This is a genomic window from Microbacterium profundi (genome assembly GCF_000763375.1).
In the GTDB taxonomy this organism is placed as follows: Bacteria; Actinomycetota; Actinomycetes; order Actinomycetales; family Microbacteriaceae; genus Microbacterium; species Microbacterium profundi.
Genome location: NZ_JPSY01000001.1, coordinates 1337767 through 1359555 on the forward strand (window position 1 = coordinate 1337767; position 21789 = coordinate 1359555).

Annotated in this window: 22 protein-coding genes; 13 read left to right on the forward strand and 9 right to left on the reverse strand. The window is 63.4% G+C overall.

Features of this window, described 5'->3' with window-relative positions:
- Positions 1–688: 688 nt before the first annotated feature.
- Positions 689–3238, reverse strand: coding sequence for a protein DpdF (dpdF, locus tag JF52_RS0106275; protein WP_033105469.1), 2550 nt, complete (start codon positions 3236–3238; stop codon positions 689–691).
- The gene (dpdE, locus tag JF52_RS0106280) at positions 3225–6464 is read right to left on the reverse strand and encodes a protein DpdE (protein ID WP_033105470.1); all 3240 of its coding nucleotides are present in this window, start codon (positions 6462–6464) and stop codon (positions 3225–3227) included. Before dpdE ends, dpdF begins: the two co-directional genes overlap by 14 nt.
- A gap of 262 nt (positions 6465–6726) precedes the next feature.
- Here dpdE and JF52_RS0106285 point away from each other — a divergent pair, with 262 nt between their 5' ends.
- Positions 6727–7752 carry a LacI family DNA-binding transcriptional regulator gene (locus tag JF52_RS0106285; RefSeq protein ID WP_033105471.1) on the forward strand — a complete coding sequence of 342 codons (1026 nt, stop codon included), beginning with the start codon at positions 6727–6729 and terminating at the stop codon, positions 7750–7752.
- Positions 7753–7801: 49 nt separating this feature from the next.
- Here JF52_RS0106285 and JF52_RS0106290 read toward each other — a convergent pair whose 3' ends face one another.
- Both JF52_RS0106290 and JF52_RS0106295 read right to left on the reverse strand, forming a co-directional pair.
- Positions 7802–7981 (reverse strand): winged helix-turn-helix transcriptional regulator, encoded by a 180-nt coding sequence (locus JF52_RS0106290; RefSeq protein ID WP_084595621.1) that lies wholly within the window; start codon positions 7979–7981, stop codon positions 7802–7804.
- A 96-nt stretch (positions 7982–8077) separates the two neighbouring features.
- On the reverse strand, positions 8078–8698 hold the full coding sequence (locus tag JF52_RS0106295; RefSeq protein WP_235272328.1) for a cupin domain-containing protein: 621 nt from the start codon (positions 8696–8698) through the stop codon (positions 8078–8080).
- 177 nt (positions 8699–8875) lie between these two features.
- On the opposite strand from JF52_RS0106295, the gene JF52_RS0106305 reads away from it, so the two are divergent.
- The 7 genes from JF52_RS0106305 to JF52_RS0106330 all read left to right on the forward strand — a co-directional run bounded on the left by JF52_RS0106305 (position 8876) and on the right by JF52_RS0106330 (position 14682).
- On the forward strand, positions 8876–9820 hold the full coding sequence (locus JF52_RS0106305; RefSeq protein ID WP_033105472.1) for a zinc-binding dehydrogenase: 945 nt from the start codon (positions 8876–8878) through the stop codon (positions 9818–9820).
- Between the two features lie 203 nt (positions 9821–10023).
- A complete protein-coding gene (locus tag JF52_RS0106310; RefSeq protein ID WP_235272329.1) occupies positions 10024–10986 on the forward strand; it encodes an alpha/beta hydrolase fold domain-containing protein in 963 nt (320 codons plus the stop codon).
- 189 nt (positions 10987–11175) lie between these two features.
- On the forward strand, positions 11176–12093 hold the full coding sequence (locus JF52_RS0106315; protein WP_033105473.1) for a HipA domain-containing protein: 918 nt from the start codon (positions 11176–11178) through the stop codon (positions 12091–12093).
- Positions 12068–12808 (forward strand): HIRAN domain-containing protein, encoded by a 741-nt coding sequence (locus JF52_RS16505; protein WP_052166805.1) that lies wholly within the window; start codon positions 12068–12070, stop codon positions 12806–12808. Before JF52_RS0106315 ends, JF52_RS16505 begins: the two co-directional genes overlap by 26 nt.
- A 306-nt stretch (positions 12809–13114) precedes the next feature.
- The gene (locus tag JF52_RS0106325) at positions 13115–13600 is read left to right on the forward strand and encodes a pyridoxamine 5'-phosphate oxidase family protein (protein ID WP_033106388.1); all 486 of its coding nucleotides are present in this window, start codon (positions 13115–13117) and stop codon (positions 13598–13600) included.
- A 49-nt stretch (positions 13601–13649) separates the two neighbouring features.
- Positions 13650–13820, forward strand: a complete 171-nt coding sequence (locus JF52_RS17450) for a hypothetical protein (protein ID WP_160175038.1) — start codon at positions 13650–13652, stop codon at positions 13818–13820.
- 127 nt (positions 13821–13947) lie between these two features.
- Complete coding sequence (locus JF52_RS0106330) at positions 13948–14682, forward strand: SGNH/GDSL hydrolase family protein (RefSeq protein WP_052166806.1); 735 nt, start codon at positions 13948–13950, stop codon at positions 14680–14682.
- On the opposite strand, the gene JF52_RS0106335 is transcribed toward JF52_RS0106330, so the two are convergent.
- A complete protein-coding gene (locus JF52_RS0106335; RefSeq protein WP_033105474.1) occupies positions 14679–16358 on the reverse strand; it encodes an RNA-binding domain-containing protein in 1680 nt (559 codons plus the stop codon). The genes JF52_RS0106330 and JF52_RS0106335 overlap by 4 nt on opposite strands.
- Before the next feature lie 302 nt (positions 16359–16660).
- Between JF52_RS0106335 and JF52_RS0106340 the strand changes: the two genes are divergently transcribed.
- Positions 16661–18184 carry an ATP-dependent DNA ligase gene (locus JF52_RS0106340; protein WP_033106390.1) on the forward strand — a complete coding sequence of 508 codons (1524 nt, stop codon included), beginning with the start codon at positions 16661–16663 and terminating at the stop codon, positions 18182–18184.
- Positions 18185–18194: 10 nt separating this feature from the next.
- Here the strand turns inward: JF52_RS0106340 and JF52_RS17590 are convergent, their stop codons facing one another.
- Positions 18195–18371, reverse strand: coding sequence for a hypothetical protein (locus JF52_RS17590; RefSeq protein WP_033106391.1), 177 nt, complete (start codon positions 18369–18371; stop codon positions 18195–18197).
- A gap of 114 nt (positions 18372–18485) precedes the next feature.
- Between JF52_RS17590 and JF52_RS0106350 the strand changes: the two genes are divergently transcribed.
- Both JF52_RS0106350 and JF52_RS0106355 read left to right on the forward strand, forming a co-directional pair.
- A complete protein-coding gene (locus tag JF52_RS0106350; RefSeq protein ID WP_033105475.1) occupies positions 18486–18749 on the forward strand; it encodes a type II toxin-antitoxin system Phd/YefM family antitoxin in 264 nt (87 codons plus the stop codon).
- On the forward strand, positions 18746–19126 hold the full coding sequence (locus JF52_RS0106355) for a type II toxin-antitoxin system VapC family toxin (RefSeq protein ID WP_033105476.1): 381 nt from the start codon (positions 18746–18748) through the stop codon (positions 19124–19126). Before JF52_RS0106350 ends, JF52_RS0106355 begins: the two co-directional genes overlap by 4 nt.
- A 167-nt stretch (positions 19127–19293) precedes the next feature.
- Here JF52_RS0106355 and JF52_RS0106360 read toward each other — a convergent pair whose 3' ends face one another.
- Positions 19294–19830 (reverse strand): hypothetical protein, encoded by a 537-nt coding sequence (locus tag JF52_RS0106360; RefSeq protein WP_052166807.1) that lies wholly within the window; start codon positions 19828–19830, stop codon positions 19294–19296.
- 224 nt (positions 19831–20054) lie between these two features.
- Positions 20055–20279: a DUF2188 domain-containing protein gene (locus tag JF52_RS0106365; RefSeq protein ID WP_033105477.1), complete on the reverse strand. Its 225-nt coding sequence runs from the start codon at positions 20277–20279 to the stop codon at positions 20055–20057.
- Positions 20280–20516: 237 nt separating this feature from the next.
- Here JF52_RS0106365 and JF52_RS0106370 point away from each other — a divergent pair, with 237 nt between their 5' ends.
- Both JF52_RS0106370 and JF52_RS0106375 read left to right on the forward strand, forming a co-directional pair.
- Positions 20517–20753 carry a FitA-like ribbon-helix-helix domain-containing protein gene (locus tag JF52_RS0106370; protein ID WP_033105478.1) on the forward strand — a complete coding sequence of 79 codons (237 nt, stop codon included), beginning with the start codon at positions 20517–20519 and terminating at the stop codon, positions 20751–20753.
- A complete protein-coding gene (locus JF52_RS0106375) occupies positions 20750–21178 on the forward strand; it encodes a type II toxin-antitoxin system VapC family toxin (protein ID WP_033105479.1) in 429 nt (142 codons plus the stop codon). The genes JF52_RS0106370 and JF52_RS0106375 overlap by 4 nt, the downstream gene beginning before the upstream one ends.
- A gap of 3 nt (positions 21179–21181) precedes the next feature.
- Here the strand turns inward: JF52_RS0106375 and JF52_RS0106380 are convergent, their stop codons facing one another.
- The gene (locus tag JF52_RS0106380; protein WP_052166808.1) at positions 21182–21784 is read right to left on the reverse strand and encodes a TetR family transcriptional regulator; all 603 of its coding nucleotides are present in this window, start codon (positions 21782–21784) and stop codon (positions 21182–21184) included.
- Between the last annotated feature and the right edge of the window lie 5 nt (positions 21785–21789).

Here is a 21789-nt window from a genome sequence, read left to right on the forward strand (position 1 = left end):
CCCGTCGTATGTGGCACTCGCGTGTCCCGGGAGCACTGGCAACTCCGCTCTTAGGAAGTCCAACAGTCGCATGATTGGGAGTGCTGTGTTCCGCGGCAGGGGTTCACCAAACGGAAAGCAAATCGCATCCACGACTGCCTCGGTCGGGTCCGGCACGATCTTTGCCTTCTGATCGGGCACCTTCGACAGCACCGCCAACGCAGGTTGACTGAATCCCAGCGCCTGACTCCACCAGCGGAATCCGTTCCAGCGTGTGTCGTTCGTGAAAAGCCCCTTTGGCATCTCGACCTGTACCGCGTCCTGGTGTAGCGGAGCGAATGGTGATTGACGCATCAACCAAATGAGCCCGGCACGAAGGTCTGGCGCTCCCACATAATCTGTACTGACCGAGGAGGGTGGGACCACTATGCGGTGGCGGAGAATGCGGAGAAACTCGGAGGCGCTCGATAGCCGGTCTGCCATCAGCATTCCCGTGTCGTCCTCAGTTACGAGGCCCAACTCCCGGAGTCCGGTTAAGGCTCTCCGACTATGCGCCCCGTCCTGCGGTGTTCGTGATCGGAGCGAGTCTGGCACAACGACGGAAAGCACTTGGTCTTGATCGAGCCCAGGCGCATTCATGATCACCTGATAAGTGAGCCACATCGCTTGAGGTAAGCAGAGCACTGGACTCGGGTTCAGAATTTCCACGTCAGAGTTCCTTCATGAGAGCACGGACTGAGATCGCGTCCTGCGCATCGCGACGCAGCCAACCTGGACGATCAGGGTCGGGGGTGTCTTTCGGGCCGACGATGTATGACACCTGGCCCAACCTAACCCGTTCCATCACGTCATCGGTTATGCGGTCTTCGTTGAGAACGAACACGATGGGTCCCGAATACGTGAGTGCCAGGGGTGCAATCGCATCGCTTTCATCCAGAATGATCGGGATGTGTGCGGCCGCCCGTTGCAGTCGCATTCCTTCCGCTGGACTCAGACCCGCGAAGACAAGTACCCCATGCTGCGCCATTCGCAAAAGCAGCGAATCCAAATCTTCGCCAATCTCATGCCAGATGAATAGTGATGGGCTACCGACACGCCAACCTGCAAGCGCATCGCGCGATGGCCGGGGTTCAGGAATGGTCGGCACGGGATCTTGCGGGGTGAGTGGTGCTGACAACGGATCACGACGACAGGATGGGCACCCCCGACACGCGGGTTGAGTAGTGAGCAACGCCCCTCGAATCGCGACGCGATAGTGCTTTGCGATGGTTCGACCCACACACTCTTTGGCTGTCGCAAGTTCTAGAGATGACTCGAGCGCCTTCCGCTGGGCGGCCCGCACCTCGGACCGAACCTTGCCAAGTGCCGACGTCCAACCGCTCCGACCAAGGAGTTCACCATTCTTGAACTCAAACTCGACATAGTCCTCAACTTCTTTGAAGAACTCGGCGCGCGCGGTCTCCAAGAGTTCGCTCGTCACGCTCGGATCAGGCTTCCACTGGGGCACGCGCATCTCGATGATCCCTGCCTGTGCCATCAGGGTCAGCGTCCGCACGTTCCACTGCGCGCTGCGATCGAACCCTTTGTCCAGGTGGGACGGGAGGGCACTCTTGGGTACCCGATAGCGCAAGTTGCCGAGGGCGTCCCCCCGCCGCAGCAACTCTTGCCACCGGGTCCACCCCAGATCGTCGCCGATCATCCTTACTTCGCTCAACCGCTCAGCGATCCGACGATCCCCCGGGCCGACAGCAAGGTAGGCAATGGAGGGTCTGCCATCACGCCCGGATCGTCCGATCTCCTGATAGTAACGATCGATCGTTTCCGGCAAGCAGGCGTGAATTACGGTACGCACGTTAGGCATGTCCAGGCCAAGCCCAAACGCTGCTGTGCCCACGACAACGTCATACCCCGTCATCGCCCCATCAGCACCTCGCCATCGCTCCATCACCATTCGTCGCTGCTCATCCGAGGACTTGCCGGTCACAGATCCAACTCTGCTAAAGCCGGCGGCCCTCAGGTGCTGCACCCAGCCATCCGCGTCCTCAACCTTGGTGACATACAAGATGAGGGGCCTCGGTAGACAACTGATCGCTTTGAGCACCGCTGCCTGCCGCGCCGCTTCCTTATCACTTGAACTGATGAAGTAAGCCGGCTCGGTACGCAACTCTGATCCCCAAACGAGGTCGGTTGGGGAAGTGCCCACAGAAAAGAGATGCAGCAGAAGGTCAACAGATCGCTGCGCGAGCGTCGCGCTGAGGAGAAGAACGGATGGCTTGCGTGCGCTCGGCGCATTCGCGTGCGCGTCCCGGATCAGACCTGGCATGGTCTGAAACTCGGGTCGGAAGTCCGTGCCCCATTGATCGACGAGGTGTGCTTCATCAACCACGATTTGCTGAAGGAGGCCCGCCTCGGCACAAGAAAGTACCGCCGGCGCGAGTCCCGAGACGAAGGCTTCTGGAGACGTGTAGAGAAGCCGTTGGGTTCCCGATCTCACGGCATCTCGCAACTGCGATTTGGTATCGGGATCAAGCGAGCCTACGTATGCGAATCGTCCAAGTGGACTGAGTTGGATACCCCTATTTCGTGCCATCTGCTGAGTTCGCCGCTCCATGTCGAGAGCAAGGACGACTGTCGGGACAACAATGACGGTTACTCCACGGGTCGACAAGAGAACTTTGCTCCACGCCACTGCAGTCTTCCCCCGACCAGTAGGCAGTGCAACGACGACGGATCCTTCGTCATTCAGCACCGCTGCACGGGCTGCTTGTCGCTGAGGCTCGCCCCGATACGTGGAATAGTGGTGTGCTTCCGTCCAGAACGGGTCCGCGTCAATTGGGTTCGGCTCGTCAGGAACTTTGTCTCGATAGACGGCGCGAACCTCGTTTCGAGCCGCGTCGAGTCCCACGTCTCCGCCCTCTGGCGTAGCAGGCGGCTCCCAATCAAGAGCCCGAATCGACGCTCTTCCGTCAACAAGGCTTGTCGCCTGACACTCCAAGCCTTCCCACTGCGTCGTGGTGGGCCAAGGGGAGGTGATGGGGACAGACAGGGCAGGGCTTCCACCGTAGGTCTCGCGTGCGATGAGGAGAACCTGTCTGGTGAGCGCCGCGACATCCCGCCAGCCTGCCGACCCCACCGCCAGGCCACTGAGTGCATCAAGCAGTCGCTGACAAGCGTCTGAAATCGCTCGGCCCGTCGTCACTTCAGAAGCCGGCCACAGGTCCAGCGCGGTCTGCGCGGTCGCAATGTCATCCCTCGACATATGCCCCCCACGGTTGCGCCGCAACGACGACGCATGTCACGCCGCTCAGACGAACCACGGGATCCACCACCCCGGCTTCAAGGGCTCGACCCATCGCAAACTCGAACTCAAGAGCCGAGGGGTCGCCGACAAGTCCCGCGGCCTTTGCCCGAGCCCGACTCTGCGCGAGGACAACCTCCGTCTCGCGGCGCACCTTCAGCGCAGCACTTTCGGATGCCTCTGAAACGTCAGCCAAGACGTTGACGTGGCGCTGGGCTGCCTCGTAGCACGAACCAGCGATGAGGGCGAGATTCTGTTCTCCGCCCAGGAGCGAGTGAAGTGCAGGAATCTTTTGATAGTTCAGGTTCTGATCCGGGCCCTGTTCGAACGGGCGATCCAAGTACGCGATGAACTTGGGATTCAAGATCGGCTCCTGAGTATTTACGGGAATCCACACGCGCTGGCGCTGCGGCGGAAACGCTGCATCCGCGCGCCGGCGGACTACAGGCTCGACGTTGGGGTCACTTTCGAGCAACTGAATCATCGGGTCGAGATCTGCCTCGATGAGGAAGTCGAATCCGAAGCACGTCAACGGTTCGTTTCGCCACCGCTGATCGAGCCTCCACATCGCCACGGCCTGGCCACGATCATCCAGTTCAAGAAGGCTCTCGATACCGTCAATGAACGGATTACCACGACGAAACAGCCGCTTGCCGGGGCGAAGTCTCCAGCGGTCGAAGGATCCCGTTCGCGAAGCATCCACCGACATCAACCGTCGAAGTAAACGCGAACTAAACAAGGGCTGCTCCAGCGAGTCGCGGCCAAAGGTCAGGGATCCATCCTTGGCGCGCGAAGATGTCAGTCGAAATCCGTCGACACCGGTGACCAGCCGAAGGTAGGCGTCCTCGAGATTTCGAGGCTTCTCCTCGTAGGTCGCGATCGCTGCCGCCATGGATTCGCCGTCCGACTGAATACCGAAGCTCGACTCGAGTGCGTCGAGCTCGTTGATTCGACTCCGCTCCTTACGCAATTGCTCCTGGGTAGGGGCAATGCGCTCGAGGAAGGCCTCAACGCCCGTCATCGCACACGCTACCCAAGCTTCAAGTGCAATCTGGTCGGCTGCCTCTTGAAGTGCCGAGATCGACTCGCTAAAGATTTCGAATCCAGTTGCGAGGACACGAAGCCAGGAGTCGGGGATATCGCCCCGCTCACCCGCAACGATCACGAACTGCTGAGCGGCGGCGGCGTCACCGTATCGATCGACTCGACCGATTCGCTGCTCGAGGGCGTTGGCACTCCATGGGAGCCGCGCGTGGAAAACGAGCGACGCATCCTGGAAGTTCCTCCCGACTTCACCACTTTCGTCGACGACGAGCAACCCGCCTGATGTCCGCCATTCGTTCGCCGCGGATTCACGTTCTGTTTCGGATTGCTGTGAGAGATGCCCAAACACACGCGATACAAATCCGGGGGCACCACGAACCGCGCCAATGAGTGCCTCCGCGAGCGTTCCCCGCCCGCAGAAGACCACGGCGCGCGAGGACGGATTGATCTGACCGAGAGTACTGGCGAGCGTAGTAAGTCCATCGTCACTACGCGCCTCTGTGAGGATGGTCAGAATGCGTGCCTCGTATTCAAGGAGTGGCGCAGCGTCCAGCATGGAACGTTCGGCGGCGTCCAACCCGTGAGCGTCAATGTTGCCCCCCATGCGATATTCCAGCGCATGGACAAGGTCGTCGACCGGCCCGCCGACCCGCGAAACCAATACTCCTAGCACGGGGCCGTAGAGCGCCGGGTCGACATCGTCGTCAAGGACTGCTGCTGCGCAACCGGCCGCCCACGTTGCAATCGCCCGCGCACCTGCCCCATCTTCCTCGGACCCTTGCAGGCGGATAACCTTTGGGCGCGTCCGTCCTGTGAACTCGAACGGCGTCAACAAACCGTCGTCGTCCAACTTTTGTCGCGCGATCCCGTGCCGCCGGTTACGGATCACTCGATGGTGAAGACGATAGGTCTCTGAAATGTGGGTACGAACGGCTTCAACGGAACTGTGGAGTTCTTCCTCATCGACCTGGTCGGCGCTTATCCCGGCGGGTGCGAACGCCGCCATCGCGCGTGCCATCGTCTCCTGAAGTACCTCGTCACCCGGAATCAGTGCTCGAATCTCATCGAACTGGAGGGCGAGCAGTTCAGGGTTGTCTGGGTCCGGGTAAGAATCCAAGCCAAAGACAGCGAATGCGAGTTCTCTCCGTGCTGCGAGTAGTGCATTGAATTGCTCTTGCTCCTCCCAGCGAAATAATTGAGGATCAAGGAGGTGCAGCAATGCAAGATGAGTGGTGGAGTTGCGCGCGAATGGAGTCGCTGAGAGCATTAGGACTCGAGGTGCAGCGTGTGCAACCACCGCCAATTCGCGGTAAGGAAACGAGGTTGGATCGTTGGTTTTCGCCAGAAGATGCGCCTCGTCGACTACGAGCAGATCAACGTCGCCCAAGTCGCGCCAACGCGAGACCTCCGAGTGTCCCAGAATTTCGTACGGCGCCACACCGTGGGCCAACGGAAAGTCATCTAGATGGATTTTTTCCCGGAGTTCCGAACGCCATTGGGCGATGAGTGCGTCCGGCACGATAACACCAATGCGTCGCCCGGACTTGTCGATGAGCAGTTGACGCATCACGAGTCCGGCCTGGATCGTCTTCCCCATGCCGACCTCATCCGCGAGCAAGTACCGCTGCACGGGGTCACGGATGATTCGGAGTGCAGCACTGACCTGGTGTGCATGAATCTTCACTCCGGCTGACATGATCCCTGTAGCTGATGCCGTCGCCGCCCGCTCCTCAAGCAGCAGTCGCCGTACAGGTTCGCGGGCATCTCGATAGCGTGGGGTTTCGTTGGCTCCACTGAGCAGTACCTGCAACGGATCGTGCGGCGCTTTATCCCATCGCGTGTAGAGGTTCCACTCGTCGATCTCCACACGCCCATCCACGTTTGGGACTTTGACGTAGTAAAGCACGCCTCTTGCGCCGATGACTCGGCCGGTCCTCCAGCGACCTTTCCCATCCTGAAAGAAGACCCGTGTTTCATCGTCAAGTTGAACTCGGGACGTGTCGGATAAAGACTTCCATACTGATTCGGCGACAGGCTCTGCCACTGATTCAAAAAAATCAACCCTCACTTCGGCGTCGCGCGTTTCACCGACTCGGCCGATACCGGGCGCGCCAGCGAAAGTCACGAAGTTTCCGACCTGCATTCGCCACTGCCCCCGTTTCACGGGCGAGTCGGCACATGACTCGCCGGTACTTCACACGAACGATAAAGTATCGTCCAGCCGTTTGCCTGCGCTCCAACTACGGATGCCCTCACAATAGCGACTAAGAATGACCCAAGCGCCACAACGCGCGCGCTATCAGACGCCTGCCGACAACATCTATTGGTCGCTGCCAGCAACATCGAGTCGGTGCTCCGGGTTGATAACGTTCCCTTGGGAACCACGACAGATCGAGGGGCAGGGCATGAACGCACGAACTCCCCGTCCGACCGTCAAAGAGGTCGCGCAGCGCGCGGGTGTGAGCCCGATGACGGTCTCACGCACGCTCTCCGGTGGCGTCAACGTCAAGCCCGACGTGCAACAGCGAGTGATGAACGCCGTGGCCGAGCTCGGCTACCACCGCAACGAGAACGCGCGCAGCATCCGTCCTGGCCAGAGCAGCGGGCTCATCGGCGTCGCCATCACGAACATCGCCAACCCGTATTACAGCACCTTCGCGCTCGGCGTCGAAGAGGAAGCCGCGCTGACCGGGCGGCGCATCCTGCTCGGCAATACATCGGAGGATCCGGTCCGCGAAGCGGAGCTCGTCGGCGACTTCCTCGGACGACGCGTCGACGGGCTCATCGTCGTGCCCGCCAGCTCCACCTCACTGCACCTCGCGCACTCGCAGAGCCAGGGCGTGCCCGTCGTACTCGCCTCGCGCCGGGTCGACGGACTCGACGCAGACAGCGTCGTGCTCGCCGACGACGACGGCGCCTATCGCGGAACCGTCGCCCTCATCGACGCCGGCCACACACGCATCGGATATCTCGGCAACACGCTCTCGATCTTCACCGGAGAGCGCCGGCATGCCGGCTTCATCCGCGCTCTCGAAGAGCGCGGCATCACGATCGAGCCGGCGCTCATCGCCGCCGGGCAGCAGACCGTCGATCAGGCCCGCGATGCGACCCGCGCACTGCTCGGAATGAAGAACCCGCCCACCGCGATATTCTGCGCCAACAACCGCAACGCGATCGGTGCCGTCAAGGAGATCAGCCAGCAGTTGCGGGGTGGAGCCAAAATGGCGACGGACTTCCCAGAACTCATGAGCTTCGACGACTTCGAACTGGCCGAGCTGTCCCCGGTGCCGATCAGCGTCATCGATCACGACCCGCGAGAACTGGGGCGCACAGCAGCTCGGCTGATTCTTGACCGGTTGGATGACTCAGGCTCCGACGAAGCCGTTCGCGAAATCGAACTACCAGTATCACTGCGGATGCACCTGAACTGAGCCGCCGGATCGCAGCGGGTGAGCGACCGCTTCGCAATACCTCGCGCTATCAGGGCTGCACGTCGTAGCCGTCGCTATTGGCCTGGACGGCCTCTATGTGTTCCTGTGCCCACGCTCTGAGCTGACGCGTGGTCTTATAAAGCGAGAAACCGAGGTCGGTGAGCGCGTAGTTGACCGTGACAGGAACGGTCGGGGTGACTGTCCGAGTGATCAGGGCGTCGCGGTCCAAAGCCCGGAACCTGCCCTGGGAAGGAGGGGATGCCGTGGGGCTTACTCGACGACGCGTTCCATCCGAACGCGTCGGGTCACGCGACGAACGCGGGTGCTACTTCGACCAGGGCATCGGGCGTTCTCGGTCGAGCTCGCCGTCGCGGCCAATCTCGCCGAGGGTCGATCCTCCTGCCCGGATGCACAGCCAGCGCAGGGGTTCGGCGCTGTCTGCTGCCGCGTGCCACGCCCGCCATGTTCCTGTTCCGACACGAACAATCGTGCCGGGTTCGATGTCGACGACCTCATCATCCAGTGCGAGCTGCCCGCGACCGGTGAGGAAGACGTACAGCTCTTCGTGCTGCGAATGCGTGTGCCATAGCGATGCTTCCGAACCGGCGGCATTCGAGTTCACGGACAGGCCGAGATACTTCGTGGCGAGATCCTTCTCCACGAAGAGCTTTCCCGGTGCCGCACCCTCGATTTCGTCCCAGGAGTCGAGGCCGCCGACCTGCACCACATCAAAGTCAGTCATGGCGCCACCATACAGGCATGGCTGAAGCCACTCGTCTCGACCGAACGCCCCGCGCAGCACCAGGTACACCACGACGGCGACGACCACGACGACCAGCAGCTTCACGACGAACCAGAGAACGTTGAACAGCAGACTGGCCAACGTCCACGCGATGATCACCGCGATGACGACGCCGACGATGGTCCAGATGGTGCTCTTGTTCATGATCCAGCGTCGCGCCCGGTCGCGAAGGTCTCGGGCTCCCCGGCCCGTGAATATTCCTTTCATATGCATATTCTGCTCGCGGCGAACCCCGTCCCTCATGTGCGCTCCAGTGCCTACCCTGGAAGGACGAGGGAGCCCGAAACCCCCGCTCCCGAAACGCAGTTCTAAGGAGTTTCCATGCGCGCATGGCAGTTCGTTGGCACACACAAGCCGTTTGAGCGAGTCGACATCGAAGAACCGACGGCCGGACCCGGCAAGGTCGTCGTCGATGTGAAGGCGGCGGGTCTTTGCCACTCCGACGTCGGCATCCTCGAGGACGAGAAGTGGCTGTCCTCAATGAAGGAGCTTCCCGTCGTCCCCGGCCACGAGACTGCAGGCATCATCAGCGAGGTCGGCGAAGGCGTGACCGACTGGAAGGTCGGCGACCGCGTCGCCGTCTGGCCCATGCTCGGCCAGGGCTACACCGTCAATGGCGCCTGGGAAGACCGCACCGAAGTCACCAGCGATGCACTGGTCGCCATCCCCGATGAGGTCAGCTTCAACCAGGCTGCGGCGGCCACCGACGCGGGCATGACCTCGGTCGGCGCCCTCTCGACCGCCGGTGTCGAAGCGGGCATGAAGGTCGGCGTGATCGGCTTCGGTGGCCTCGGCCAGATCGGTGCCCGAGTCGCTTACCTGCGCGGCGCTGAGGTCTACGTCGCCGAGGTCAACGAGTCGATCTGGGACCGCGCCCGCGAAGCCGGCGCCGTGAAGGTCGCCAAATCGATCACCGAATTCACCGACGTCGAACTCGACGTCATCATCGACTACGCCGGATTCGGTGTCACCACCGCAGACGCTCTCAAGACCGTAAAGTCCTCCGGCGGCGGACGCGTCGTGCAGGTCGGCATGGGCAAGCTCGAATCGACCATCGACACCTACTCGCTCATCCTCGGCCGCAAGCAGCTGCACGGCTCGATGGGCGGCAGCAAGGATGACATCGAAGAGACCATGCGCTTCATGGCCTCGGGCAAGCTGACGCCGACGATCACCGAGATCGACTTCGAGGAGATTCCCGCCGGAATCCAGCAGCTCACCGACGGCACTGTCGTCGGACGACTGGTCGCGAAGGTCGCCGACTGACTCACCTGCTCCCGGGGCCCCCACGGCCTCGGGAGCCTCTTCGGCTCAGAAGGACAACCCGCCGGATGCTCCGCGGATGAAGACCCTACTGGCCTCGGATGCCCCGCTGACCTGGGTCGTGACGGGCGACTCGACTACCCTCGGGCTCTTCCACACGCGCGGCGCGCGCCGCCGCCGTCGTCACGTCGGGTGGAGGATTATCGATGCAGCACGCACCGCTCCTGATCCCGGTCCGAGAGGATCCGATGTCGAAGTCTCCGTATCACCCTGAGCTCGCGCTCGCGCGCTTCGTGCCGAACGTACCGTCCGGTCCGCGGATGGTGAAGCTCATACGAAAGGCGAAGCCGCGCGGCATCGATCCCGGCCCCGACGTTACCGTGCAAGAGATCGTGATCTCTCCGACGGTCTCGATTCGCCTGTTCCGTCCTGCCGTCACCGTCGGTCCGGTTCCCGCGATGCTGTGGATGCACGGTGGCGGCCATCTGTTCGGCACGCCCGAGCAGGACGACCGCAGCAGCATCGCCTTCGTCAGAGAACTCGGCATCGCGGTTGCGTCGGCGCGCTACCGCCTCGGCTCGGATGCCCCGGCACCGGCCTCGGTCGAGGATTGCTACGCCGCACTGCAGGCGCTCGCGACCCGCGGTGAGGAGTGGGGCATCGACCAGACGCGGCTTGCCATCGGCGGAGCAAGCGCCGGCGGAGGCGTCGCGGCAGGACTCGCCCTGTACGCCCTCGACCAGGGCGGAGTGCAGCCCGAGTTCCAGCTGCTGGTCTACCCGATGCTCGACGACCGCACTGTTCTCAGATCGCACGCTGACGCGAAGTATCACCGGGGCTGGAACACCAAGAACAACCGACACGGATGGACCACCTACACCGGCGGCGAACCAGGACGGCCCGGCGTCTCTCCCTACGCGGCCCCTGCGCGTCGGGAAGACCTCACTGGCCTCCCGCCGGCGTGGATCGGGGTCGGAGCGATCGATCTCTTCCATCACGAAGACGCCGAGTACGCGCGACGGCTCGACGCGGCCGGGGTGCCCTGCGAGCTGTACGTCGTGCCCGGCGCGACGCACGGGTTCGATCAGATGTTCACCAAGACCGAAGTCGTGAAGGACTTCTGGCGGCAGCAGGTGAACGCGCTTCGCAGCGCGGGGTTCACGGCGTAGCCACGGGCGCGCTCGCGCGATCGCCCCAGCGGGCAACTGACATCGACCGCCACGACCGTCGCATCCATGAGGTTCCCACTCAAGGCGAAGCCGCGGATGTCATGGTCGCCGCGCTCACGTCCGCGGCGGGTCCTCAGTGCAAATGCTGTTCAGTCGGCCGAAGTCCCCGGCAAGCGATAGCGTCTTACCATGTCTCCGACCTGGGATCCTGTCGAGCTCAACATGTCTGACCTGGACATCGACGATCCGGAAGAACAGATGGGATCGAAGGACAAGAACTGGATACGAATTGCCCGCGACGATCGCCGCTGGCTCGTCAAGATCGCCCGCACCGACGTTCGCGACGGAACGGTCAGCGGAGAGGATTGGGCGGAGTGGATCGTTCAGCACGTCGCCGCCCAGCTCGGAATGCCGACTGCCGAAGTGCGACCTGCGATCTTTGACGGCAATCGCGCAACCGCTTCGCGGTCGATGTTGCACGATGAATCAGAGCGTCTCACTCACGGCAACGAACTCCTCAGCGCCCGCTTCGAGGACTATGAGCAGAGCATTCGCGGGGAGAATCCTGGCTACACACTTTCGGCGATCGAAGTCGCGCTCGCAGGCATCCCGGGTCCGCGTGAGTTCGGCGAGCCATTCGATGCATACGACACCTTCGCGGGCTACCTCCTCTGCGACGCACTCGTTTCAGGCCGTGACCGTCACCATGAGAACTGGGGAGCGATCCGACGTGGAGGCGAACGCTGGCTTGCGCCATCCTTCGATCACGGGAACGCGTTAGGTTTTCAAGAACGCGATGACCGCCGCGCACGAATGCTGGCCGACGAGTCACACCTCTCACGCTGGCTCGGACGCGGAACCAGTCCGCATTTCGTTGGACGTCCTTTGCTGACGGATGTTGCGATGTCAGCACTCGAGCGTGCCTCGCCAGAGGCACGGGTGTACTGGTGGGAACGCCTCGACGCATTTGACCTGGAAACCGCCGAGGCTGTCATCGATCTGGTCCCCAGTGACGTAATGTCTGATGTATCACGTAGGTTTGTGTCTTCCCTGCTTTACACAAATCGAAGGAGGTTGCTCGATGGCTACCGAACTCCTGGGTTCTGATCAGATCGATCTCACGGCGAGCCGCCGCGCACTGATCCTCGTGTGGCAGAATCCCGAAACTCGTCGATTTTCGAAGGTTGGTCAGATCGACGCCCTTCCCCATGCGCGCATCGCATTCCACTACCTCCCCGACGCAGCTAACGTTGACGGGTTCGTGCATTTGGATGAGTTCCCGAGTTTCGATGGGGTCTACGTTTCGGACGAGATCCCAGCGTTCTTCGCGAACCGCATTCTGTCAGCCGATCGCCGTGGGTACGACAAGTATCTGGGCTGGCTTGGTCTGTCCGAATACTCGGCGAATGACATCCCTTTTGAAGTCCTCGCCCGCACGGGCGCTGGCCGCGCCACCGACACTTTTCACGTCGTCGATATGCCGGTGGATGACGACGATCGCTTCTCGAGCCGATTCTTCATCTCAGGTATCCGGTACTCGCCCGATGCTGACGCGGCAATCAGCACCATTCGGGATGGCGCCGATCTCGTGCTCGAGCTGGACGAGTCCAACGAGGCGAACCCGAAAGCCGTACTGATTGACACCGTTGAAGGCACCAAGCTCGGATATGTCCCGGACTGGCTGTGCGGGGATGTGCACGCGCTCGTGAAATCTGGCTGGACTCTTCGGGCAGTTGCAGAGCGAGTGAATGCAGACGCGCCCGCGCACGTCCGTGTGCTCTGCCGCGTTGAAGCGAACCGCAACTTCGAACGCCGCAAGTGAGGACGGTCGGTGCGGTACCCCCGACCATCGAAAAGCCACGACTGAGCTCTCGCGCCAGGCGTGGCTTCTCTTATCCAGGCGGAGTACCAACCTCAGAATCCGGCGCGTAACCTGGGTCCATCCGAGGGCGGCGTCCCGAGGTCAATCAGACTGCCGCGGCCACGAAACCCGGGTATCGCCTGATACGCGACCGCCTGCGGCTGTCCCTATCCCGGGATCGACTTGCTAATCAACCCCGTTCCCACGAAGGCAAGGGCGGAGCATCGTTGACTGCGACAGATGGAACGGAAGAGAAAGGTGAACGCCATGACTGACGCCACGGATGATCGCACGAAGGTCGCAGAACTCGTCAAGAAGTTCCGATTCGCGATGTTCGTCACCCGCCACACCGACGGCACGCTCGTCGCGCACCCGCTCACGGTGCAGGAGGCGGAGTTCGACGGCGACCTGTGGTTCCTCGTTTCGAAGAACTCGTCGCCGATCAGGGATCTCGCCGCTGACTCGCAAGCCAACGTCTCGCTCAGCTCGAATGACGCGTGGGTCTCGCTTTCGGGCACGGCACGACTCGTCGAGGACCGCGAGAAGATCGACGAGCTGTGGAACCCAGTCGTCGAGGCCTGGTTCCCCGATGGTCCGGACGACCCCGCTGTCGGCGTGCTCAAGTTCAGCGCGGACTCGGCCGAGTACTGGGACAGTCCGGGCGGGAAGATCGCCACCGCGTTCAGCTTCGTGAAGTCGAAGATCACCGGGGAGCGCTACGACGGCGGCGAAAGCGGCAAGGTGGATCTCTGAGCCTGACGGGCACGACGTCCACAGGCTGCCACAGAACGAAGGAGCCGCCATGAATTCGCACGACGACCACCCACACCGGAAGCACATCCCCGGCCCGAGCGAGGCCGCCGTGCCGGAGATCGAGCTCGACGAGAACATCGCGCCCCGCCCGGAGGAGGAAGTCGCTGACCTGCTCCGGGCAGAACCCGACGTCGAGGATCACAGCCAGCATCCCGCCTGACCCTGCGCCAGGGCAACAGGCTGCTCGCCACCTACAACGTCAACACGTTCGATAATGTCGGCGATGTGTATTACGACGCCTCCATCTCCCGCCCACGCTTCATCGACGGCGAGCTGGAGGTGAGTCGATGACGGATGCTACGCAGCTGAAAGCTCTGCTGGCCTCGGATGCTCCGCTGACCTGGGTGCTCACGGGCGACTCGATCACCCACGGGCTTCTGCACACGCGCGGCGCGCGCAACTACGTCGACCATCTGCACGAGCTGATCCGCGGGGATCTGGGTCGCGTGCAGGATGCCGTGATCAACACCGGGATCAGCGGATGGCGCATCCCGCTGATCCTCGACGATTTCGAACGCCGGGTGGCGACGTGGCGACCGGATGTCGTCACGCTCATGATCGGCACGAACGACTGCTCGACCGTGTGGGTTGACCCGATCGTTTCGCCTGCGGAGTTCGGGGAAGGCATCGCGTCATTCGTGGCACGCGTGCGTGAGCTCGGTGCGATCCCGGTGCTGCAGACGCCGCCGTTCATCGACGTGAAGCATTCGCCCGACCGGTCGCGCATCGGCGAGTTCGCGGAGCAGATCCGCGCTGTCGCCGCGACTCACGATGTCATCCTCGTCGACCAGTTCCGCCTCTTCGCCGAGTTCTCGATCGGCACGGGCCCAGGCAACGAGGGGATGCCGTGGGGCCTGCTCGACGATGCATTCCATCCGAACGCGGCCGGGCACGCGGCTGTTGCGCTGGAGGTGGCACGCATGCTCGGGCTGGGCTCCGTTGCGGAGTCTCGGGTGCTGACCGATCTCACCGCGCGGGTGGCCGTGGCGCGGCATCCGCACTGGGGCGTCGTCCAGGCCTAGTCGGATTGCGACGCCAGCTCGTACCGTGCACCCCTGCGTTCGCCGCGCATCTCGAGTGTCCCTCGTGTCCGCATGCCAACCAACAGCGTTTTCGCAGCATCCGAAGAGATCGAACACAACTCAGCCGCCTCACGCCGTGTAATGCTGCCATGTGAACGCACGTAGGTGAGAACCATCTGCTCTTGCTGCACCGAGTCGAACGCGCGCACTCTTACGTAGCCTGCTTTTGTCGAGAGCTGACGATACGAAGAGGCTGTGAGCGTGTATCGACGACCGCGACCATCACCCCTGGACTCGACAATCCCGCCCTCAATAAGTCTTGTCAAGGTGCTGCGGGTCGCCACATCGCTCGCCTGGGTGATGTTGGATAGTTCGCCAAGCGTCAACCGAGGATCGTCAAGCAACGCGTGCACAATCTGAAGTTCCTCAAGTGCGAAAGCTCGACCGCTTCGCTCGTCATGCTCGACAATGAACCTCACCAACGCGAGATCAGCGCGCCCCACAGCCACCGAAACTGCTACCTGCGAGCTGTCGCTTCGTGCGTAATCCGGCGCAGTCCGTCCGGTCCGCAATGACCATTCAAAGACTCGGTTGATACCGCGCCCCACGCGTTCGACGAGGCCCGCGCGCTGGAACGCTTCAGAGAGAGTTCGACTGCGCGGTCTTGAATTGGTCAAGAAGTTGTCCAGCGTGATTCCACGGGGGAATCCTCCCGGATTCGTGATGTTCAGCTCGTCTTCATTCAGCCGGATGGCGACCGCTCCTTGCACCGTGTAGTCGCGGTGCACCAGCGCATTCGCGATTAGTTCGCGGGCTGCCACTGGCGGAATTCGAGGCACTGCTACGCGAGTGAGGCCGATATCGATCTCTTCTTCCTCGTTGTATCGCTGTAACTGGGCAAAGAGCTCCTCAGCGGACTTCAGGAGCGGATCGTGCGCGAACACATTCTGCTTCACGGCTGTTCCGTCCATGACCTGAAAGGCAGTCTCATGCGTAGGTATGAAGCGCCGAATGCTCTCGGGGCGTCCGAACAACAACAGCGCCCCTCGACGGACAACAGGTACGTCTGGGCGTCCATCGAGCACGCCCAGCGCTCGACCGAGTTCGAAATCCGCGAGGCTGGCCAGCACACTCCCGGAGCTCGCACCTGCTAGACGTCTCATCCTGTCAAACTCAATCGGGTCTAGATCGTCAAGCGTCGCCAGTGGCTCAGCGATCAGCGAAAAATCAGTCTCGCCACGCTCGATACGCTCAGCGAGCATCTCGTGAGCGAGAAACGGTAGGCATCCAGGTTTGCCATCTCCCCCGAGTCCGCGTCGGACATACAGCCCTTTCGATGTACCAACCACCGTGGGTGCCGAGGGGACTCGGACGGTGATGATCGCCTTCTCGTGGATCATCACAGTTTCGACGTCGGTGACGACCGGCGGCACCGTCTTGTTCGAGATGACTGCCTGCAGCCGCAACGGATCGGTGTTGTCACCATGGCGACTACGCGCGCCCGTGATTACTCCGTCATCCTCGACGCCTATCAGTAAGAGTCCTCCGCCGCCGTTTGAGAGGCAAGCGACCGCCTCGGCGATCTTGTCGTCGCTGAAGCCGCCCTTGTCCGATTTGAACTCGACGGCCAGAGTCTCCCCGCGGTCGATGATCTCTTGCAGCTCATTTGGCGTCATATGGAAGAGTTTCCCATAAGTTATGGAATTTAGGCAGGTGCTCTCATGTCATCCAAACTTTCCATTCCATATTCCAAATCCCGGTGAACCTCGTCAGAGGGACGTTAACTCCACCGATCCGAGTCCCCGGGATCACGAACGACGCTGTGAGGTGCTCCGCCGCATCGTCAGTCGGGCGTTCGCGCCGCCTGCGCGCTGACGACGAATTTCGGATGCCGGCGGACACGGCCGCCCTCGCAACCCTGCGGCGCGGCCTTTCACCGTCTGACCCGAACGTCGCACCCCGGTGCGAGAATGCCGTCATGAAGCTCTCCGAGCTCACAGACACCGCCGAGGCGGTCGCGGCCACGTCATCGCGACTGGCGAAGACCGACGCCCTCGCCCGGCTGCTCGAACGCGCCGGGCCTGACGAGATCCCCGCGCTGATCGGGCTGCTGCTCGCCACTCCGCGCCAGGGGCGTCTGGGCGTCGGATGGCGCGGCCTCACTGCGCTCGTGGTCGCTCACGCCGACGAGTCGGCCCTCGGCATCACCGACGTCGATCGTGCGCTCGAGGCCCTTGCCGCGGCATCCGGGGCCGGATCAGCCGCCGCCCGCACGCGTCTGCTCACCGACCTTGCATCCCGCGCGACTGCCCAGGAGTGGGACCTCCTCGCACGCGCGATGCTCGGCGAGCTGCGCACCGGTGCGCTCGGCGGAGTGCTGCTCGACGCGATCGCCCGCGCCTCCGACCGCCCGGTCGCGAGCGTGCGCCGCGCCGCCATGCTCTCCGGCGACCTCGGCGACACCGCGCTTCTCGCGCTGACCGGCACCGCAGAGCAACTCGACGAAGTCGGCCTGCAGGTCGGCCGGCCTGTGTCGCCGATGCTCGCAGGCACCGCCACGACCGCGACGGCCGCGCTCGAACTCACCGGCGAAGCATCCGTCGAATACAAGCTCGACGGCGCCCGCATCCAGGTGCACCGGCACGGCGACGACGTCGGCGTCTACACCCGCAGCCTCGCCGACATCACCCACCGCGTGCCCGAGATCGTCGAGATCGTGCGCGGACTGCCCACCACCGATCTCATCCTCGACGCAGAGACGCTCGCACTCGACGAAGACGGCGGGCCGCGCCCGTTCCAGCAGACCATGTCGCGCTTCGGCGCCGATGTCGCCCGCGATGTCGTGCTGCGGCCGTGGTTCTTCGACCTGCTGCACGTCGACGGCCGCGACCTCATCGACGAGCCCCTCTCCGAGCGGCTCCAGGAACTGGATCGGATCGCAGGCGAGTGGCGGATGCCGGGAATCATCACCTCCGATGCGGATGCCGCTGAGCAGCTCTCTCGCGAAGCCCTCGCCGCAGGGCACGAGGGCGTGCTCGTGAAGGCGATCGGATCGACCTACACGGCCGGACGGCGCGGCAAGTCGTGGATCAAGGTAAAGCCGCTGCTCACCTACGACCTCGTGCTGCTCGCGGCGGAGTGGGGATCGGGGCGCCGGCGGGGCAAACTCTCGAACCTGCACCTTGGCGCCTACGACCCATCCGGCGAGTTCGGCGAACCGGGCGGCTACGTGATGGTCGGCAAGACGTTCAAGGGACTCACGGACGAACTGCTGCAGTGGCAGACCGAGACCTTCCCGGCGTACGAGACGCGGCGGACGGCGAACACCGTTTTCCTGCGACCGGAGCTCGTCGTCGAGATCGCGATCGACGGGGTGCAGACCTCGCCCCGATATCCAGGCGGCATCGCTCTGCGCTTCGCCCGAGTCAAGAGGTACCGCCCCGACAAGACCGCGGCGGAGGCCGACGGCATCCAGACCCTGCGAGCGCTGCTGCGGGGGTGAGTCGGGCGGGCTACTCCTGCTTGCTGAATGCCCCGCGCAGCACCAGATACACGACCACGGCGACCACGACCACGAGGGCGAGCTTGGCGATGAACCACAGCACCGAGAACAACGCGCTGACGACGAACCATGCGACGATGACCGCGACGACGACACCGACGATTGTCCACACGTTGCTCTTGTTCATGAGTCCAGCGTAATCGCGCAGCATCCACGAGTTTGAATGTCGGCGATACCCGTAAGAATGACCACAGAAGCATGTGAACTAGTACTTCTAGTAGTTCAGGCGTATTCTGGGGAGATGGCCGATGTGACGAAGACCGAACTCAACCAACAGACCGCGCGAGTGCTGGCGCGTGTCGCTGCCGGCGAGCGGCTCACGGTCACCGATCGCGGGCGGCCGATCGCCGAACTGTCACCACCCGCGAAGGATACCTGGGCCGAGCTCGTCGCGAGCGGCCAGGTGACAGTGCCGAAGGCCAACGGCGCGCTTCGGCTACCCGCCGTCAAGTCGGGCAAGACCAGCCGCGAGATCCTCGACGACCTGCGAGCGGATCGCCTGTGATCTACCTCGACACCTCCGCCGCCGCGAAGGTCTTGATCGATGAGGCCGAGACCGACAGCATCCGAAAGCTGTTCGCCGACGACACTGAGTTCGTGTCATCCAAGCTTCTGGCCGTCGAACTTCATGCCGTCGCTGATCGCCGCATGGTCAGCGCGGATGCTGCACAGGAGTTACTCGACCGTGTGGCACTCGTCTCGCTCGGTGACGGCATCCTCGAAGACGCGATCACGATGCACAGCGGACTCCGCACGCTCGACGCCCTGCACCTCGCGACCGCGGTCCGCATCAAGAGCGCAATCTCCGGCATCCTCACCTTCGACAACGAACTCGGCGCCGCGGCGGAGCGTCACGGGATCCCCCTCGAAGAGGTTCAGTAGGGACCGAACCGCTCCGCTGACGCGACCTGCTGCGCCACGCGGCGCAGCGCCAGCAGCAGCGCGCTTCGTGGACGGTCGCACTGAGGCGGGTGCGCGCGCCTAGGGTGTCGCAAAAGGTCGCTGAAAACGCGCGAAGGCGGCAACACGCGCCACCTCCCGCGGACGCGTTAGCGCGGCTCGCCCACCAGCGGCCAGCGGCCGGTGCGCTCGCGGAACCGGATGGCGTCGAACAGCGGCTCGACGGGGAACAGCCGCGGATTGATGCTGAACTTCACGCCGGATGCCGAGCGCACCCGGAAGTTCGGCTGCCCGTTGATGTCCCGCATCCGGTAGTCGACGATGTCGATGTACTTGATGACGCGCTCACGGCCGAGGATCGTGCGGAACTGCACCTCGTCGGACCGGGCATCGACGTACCAGTTGTTGTACATGACCAGGAAGAACACCCCGCCGGCGCCGATCACGAGCGAGGCGATGCGCATCGGCAGCAGATCGGCCGTGTAGCGGGACGTGAACGCACTCAGCGCCAGAAGGAATCCGACCGCGAGCAGCAGCCATCCGGCGAGCGGGACGAAGATCGGCATCCGCACGCGGGACGGCGCCCGCTTGGAACGGTTCGGACGCTTCATCGCCCACCACACTCCGGCTGCGACGACGAGTATCGCCAGCGCGATCAGGGCGTACTTCAGGGCGAATGCGGACACGTGACGACCTTACGCGTTGGCGGCATCCTCCCGCCCAGCCCGGAGGTGTCGCTTGGTGCCGCCTCTGCGCCACTGAGGCGGCCACTCACGCCACCTCCACCCGCGCGCATCCCCCGCGCAACCCGGAGGTGTCGCTTGGTGCCGCTTCAGTAGCGCAGAGGCGGCCACTAACGCCACCTCCACCCGCGCGCATCGGCGACACCGTGCGGGCGTGCCGATCGGGCTCAGACGAGGTCGCGGGGGTTCGTGCCGTGGGCCGCGCGGTCGTCGGTCGGGCCCTCGGAGAACTTGAGGTTGTGCTCGACCTGCCGCGCGACGGCGGCTTCACGCCCCGCGGCGATCGCTTCCTTCTCCTTCTCGAACCCGGGGCCGAGCGTGCGCGATTCACCTTCGATGCGGTTGAACCACAGCCCGTCCTGGCGGAACGTCTCGATGTCGCCTGCAGCCATTTCGTCTCCTTACGTCGTGTTCACTTCTTGTCTACGACAGCCCCGGCGCACGGCGAACCCCCTTGCCTGTAGAGCGGATGCTGGCTAGCGGAGCCACGCAGGTCACCGCTGTCGATCAGATCGGCGTCAGGTTATCCACACTCGATCCAGCACGGTGCCCTGACTCGATACAGTCGGCCGACGACGCTCTGGAGGTAAACTGTGACAGCAATGACAGCAATGCCGTCAGGAGGCACCATGTCGACCATCACAGTGCGCGGGCTCGACGACGTCGTCGTGCGTGCACTCAAGCTGCGCGCGGCACGAGAGGGTCGGTCGATGGAGGCCGAGGTTCGCTCCATTCTGACCGCCGCAGCGAAGGGCACCGAGAACGAACGCGGATTCGGCAGCTTCCTCACGACGACCTTCGCTGGTGCCGGCGCGCCTGAGATTCCCGCCCGCACCGAGTTCCCCGAACCCGTCGATCTGACGTGATCATCCTGGACACGAACGTGATCTCCGAGATGATGCGCGCGGAGCCGAATCCGGACGTCGTCGCCTGGCTCGATGAGATTCCGCGTGGAGAGATCTGGACCACGACGATCACCGTCGGCGAGATCGCGGCCGGAATCGCACTGCTCCCGGCGGGCGCCCGTCGGAACCGACTTGCGGAAGCATTCCAACTCGCGCTGGACGGCTTCGAGGAGCGCATCCTCTCGTTCACCACGGCCGTAGCTCTCGCGTACGGAGCCGTCATCGCGACACGCACCGCCGCCGGAACCCCCATCAGCATCGCCGATGCGCAGATCGCGGCCATCGCCGCGGTGTCCGGCGGCACGCTTGCCACTCGCAACCTCACCGACTTCGTCGGCACGGGCATCGATCTCGCCAGCCCGTGGGACAGGGCCCGTCGCCGTTGAAGGTCAACGACCGCTACGGGCACCGGCGGCGGACCGAACGCCTGCCACCACCATCTTCAACCCGGCATCGAAAGCGTCGACCTGGTCCGCGACCTGCGCCGGTGTGAGATCGGCCGAAGCATCCGCCGCCCCCACCACAGCGGCGTGAACGCGCTGCTGTTCGTGGAACGTGTAGCCGATCACGTAGTGCACGACGGTGTCGGCCGCGATCTGCGCCGACGCAGCGTCGAGCCCCGAGGCTTCCGCCGCGGCGACGAGCCGCACTCGACTCGTCAGCTCCAGCAGCCCTAGCGCGAGCGAGCTCGACACGAGCTCAGCACCGTCGCGGTGTGCGAGCAGCTTCTCTCGCAGCGTCTTCGCGATGGCGGCGAGATCGGGCGCAGCATCCGGGGTCTCGCCACCCAGCGCGACGATCCGCTCACTCACCGCCGCGAGCAGGCTCTGCTTGTTCGGGAAGTGCCAGTACAGCGCGCTCACCTGCACATCGAGTACGTCGGCGATCCGCCGCATCGACAGGCCGGGCAGTCCGTTCTCGGCGAGCACACGCATCGCCGCGTCGACGACGCCGGTGCGGTCATTGCGGGCGGATGCAGGCACGGCATTCATGCTGC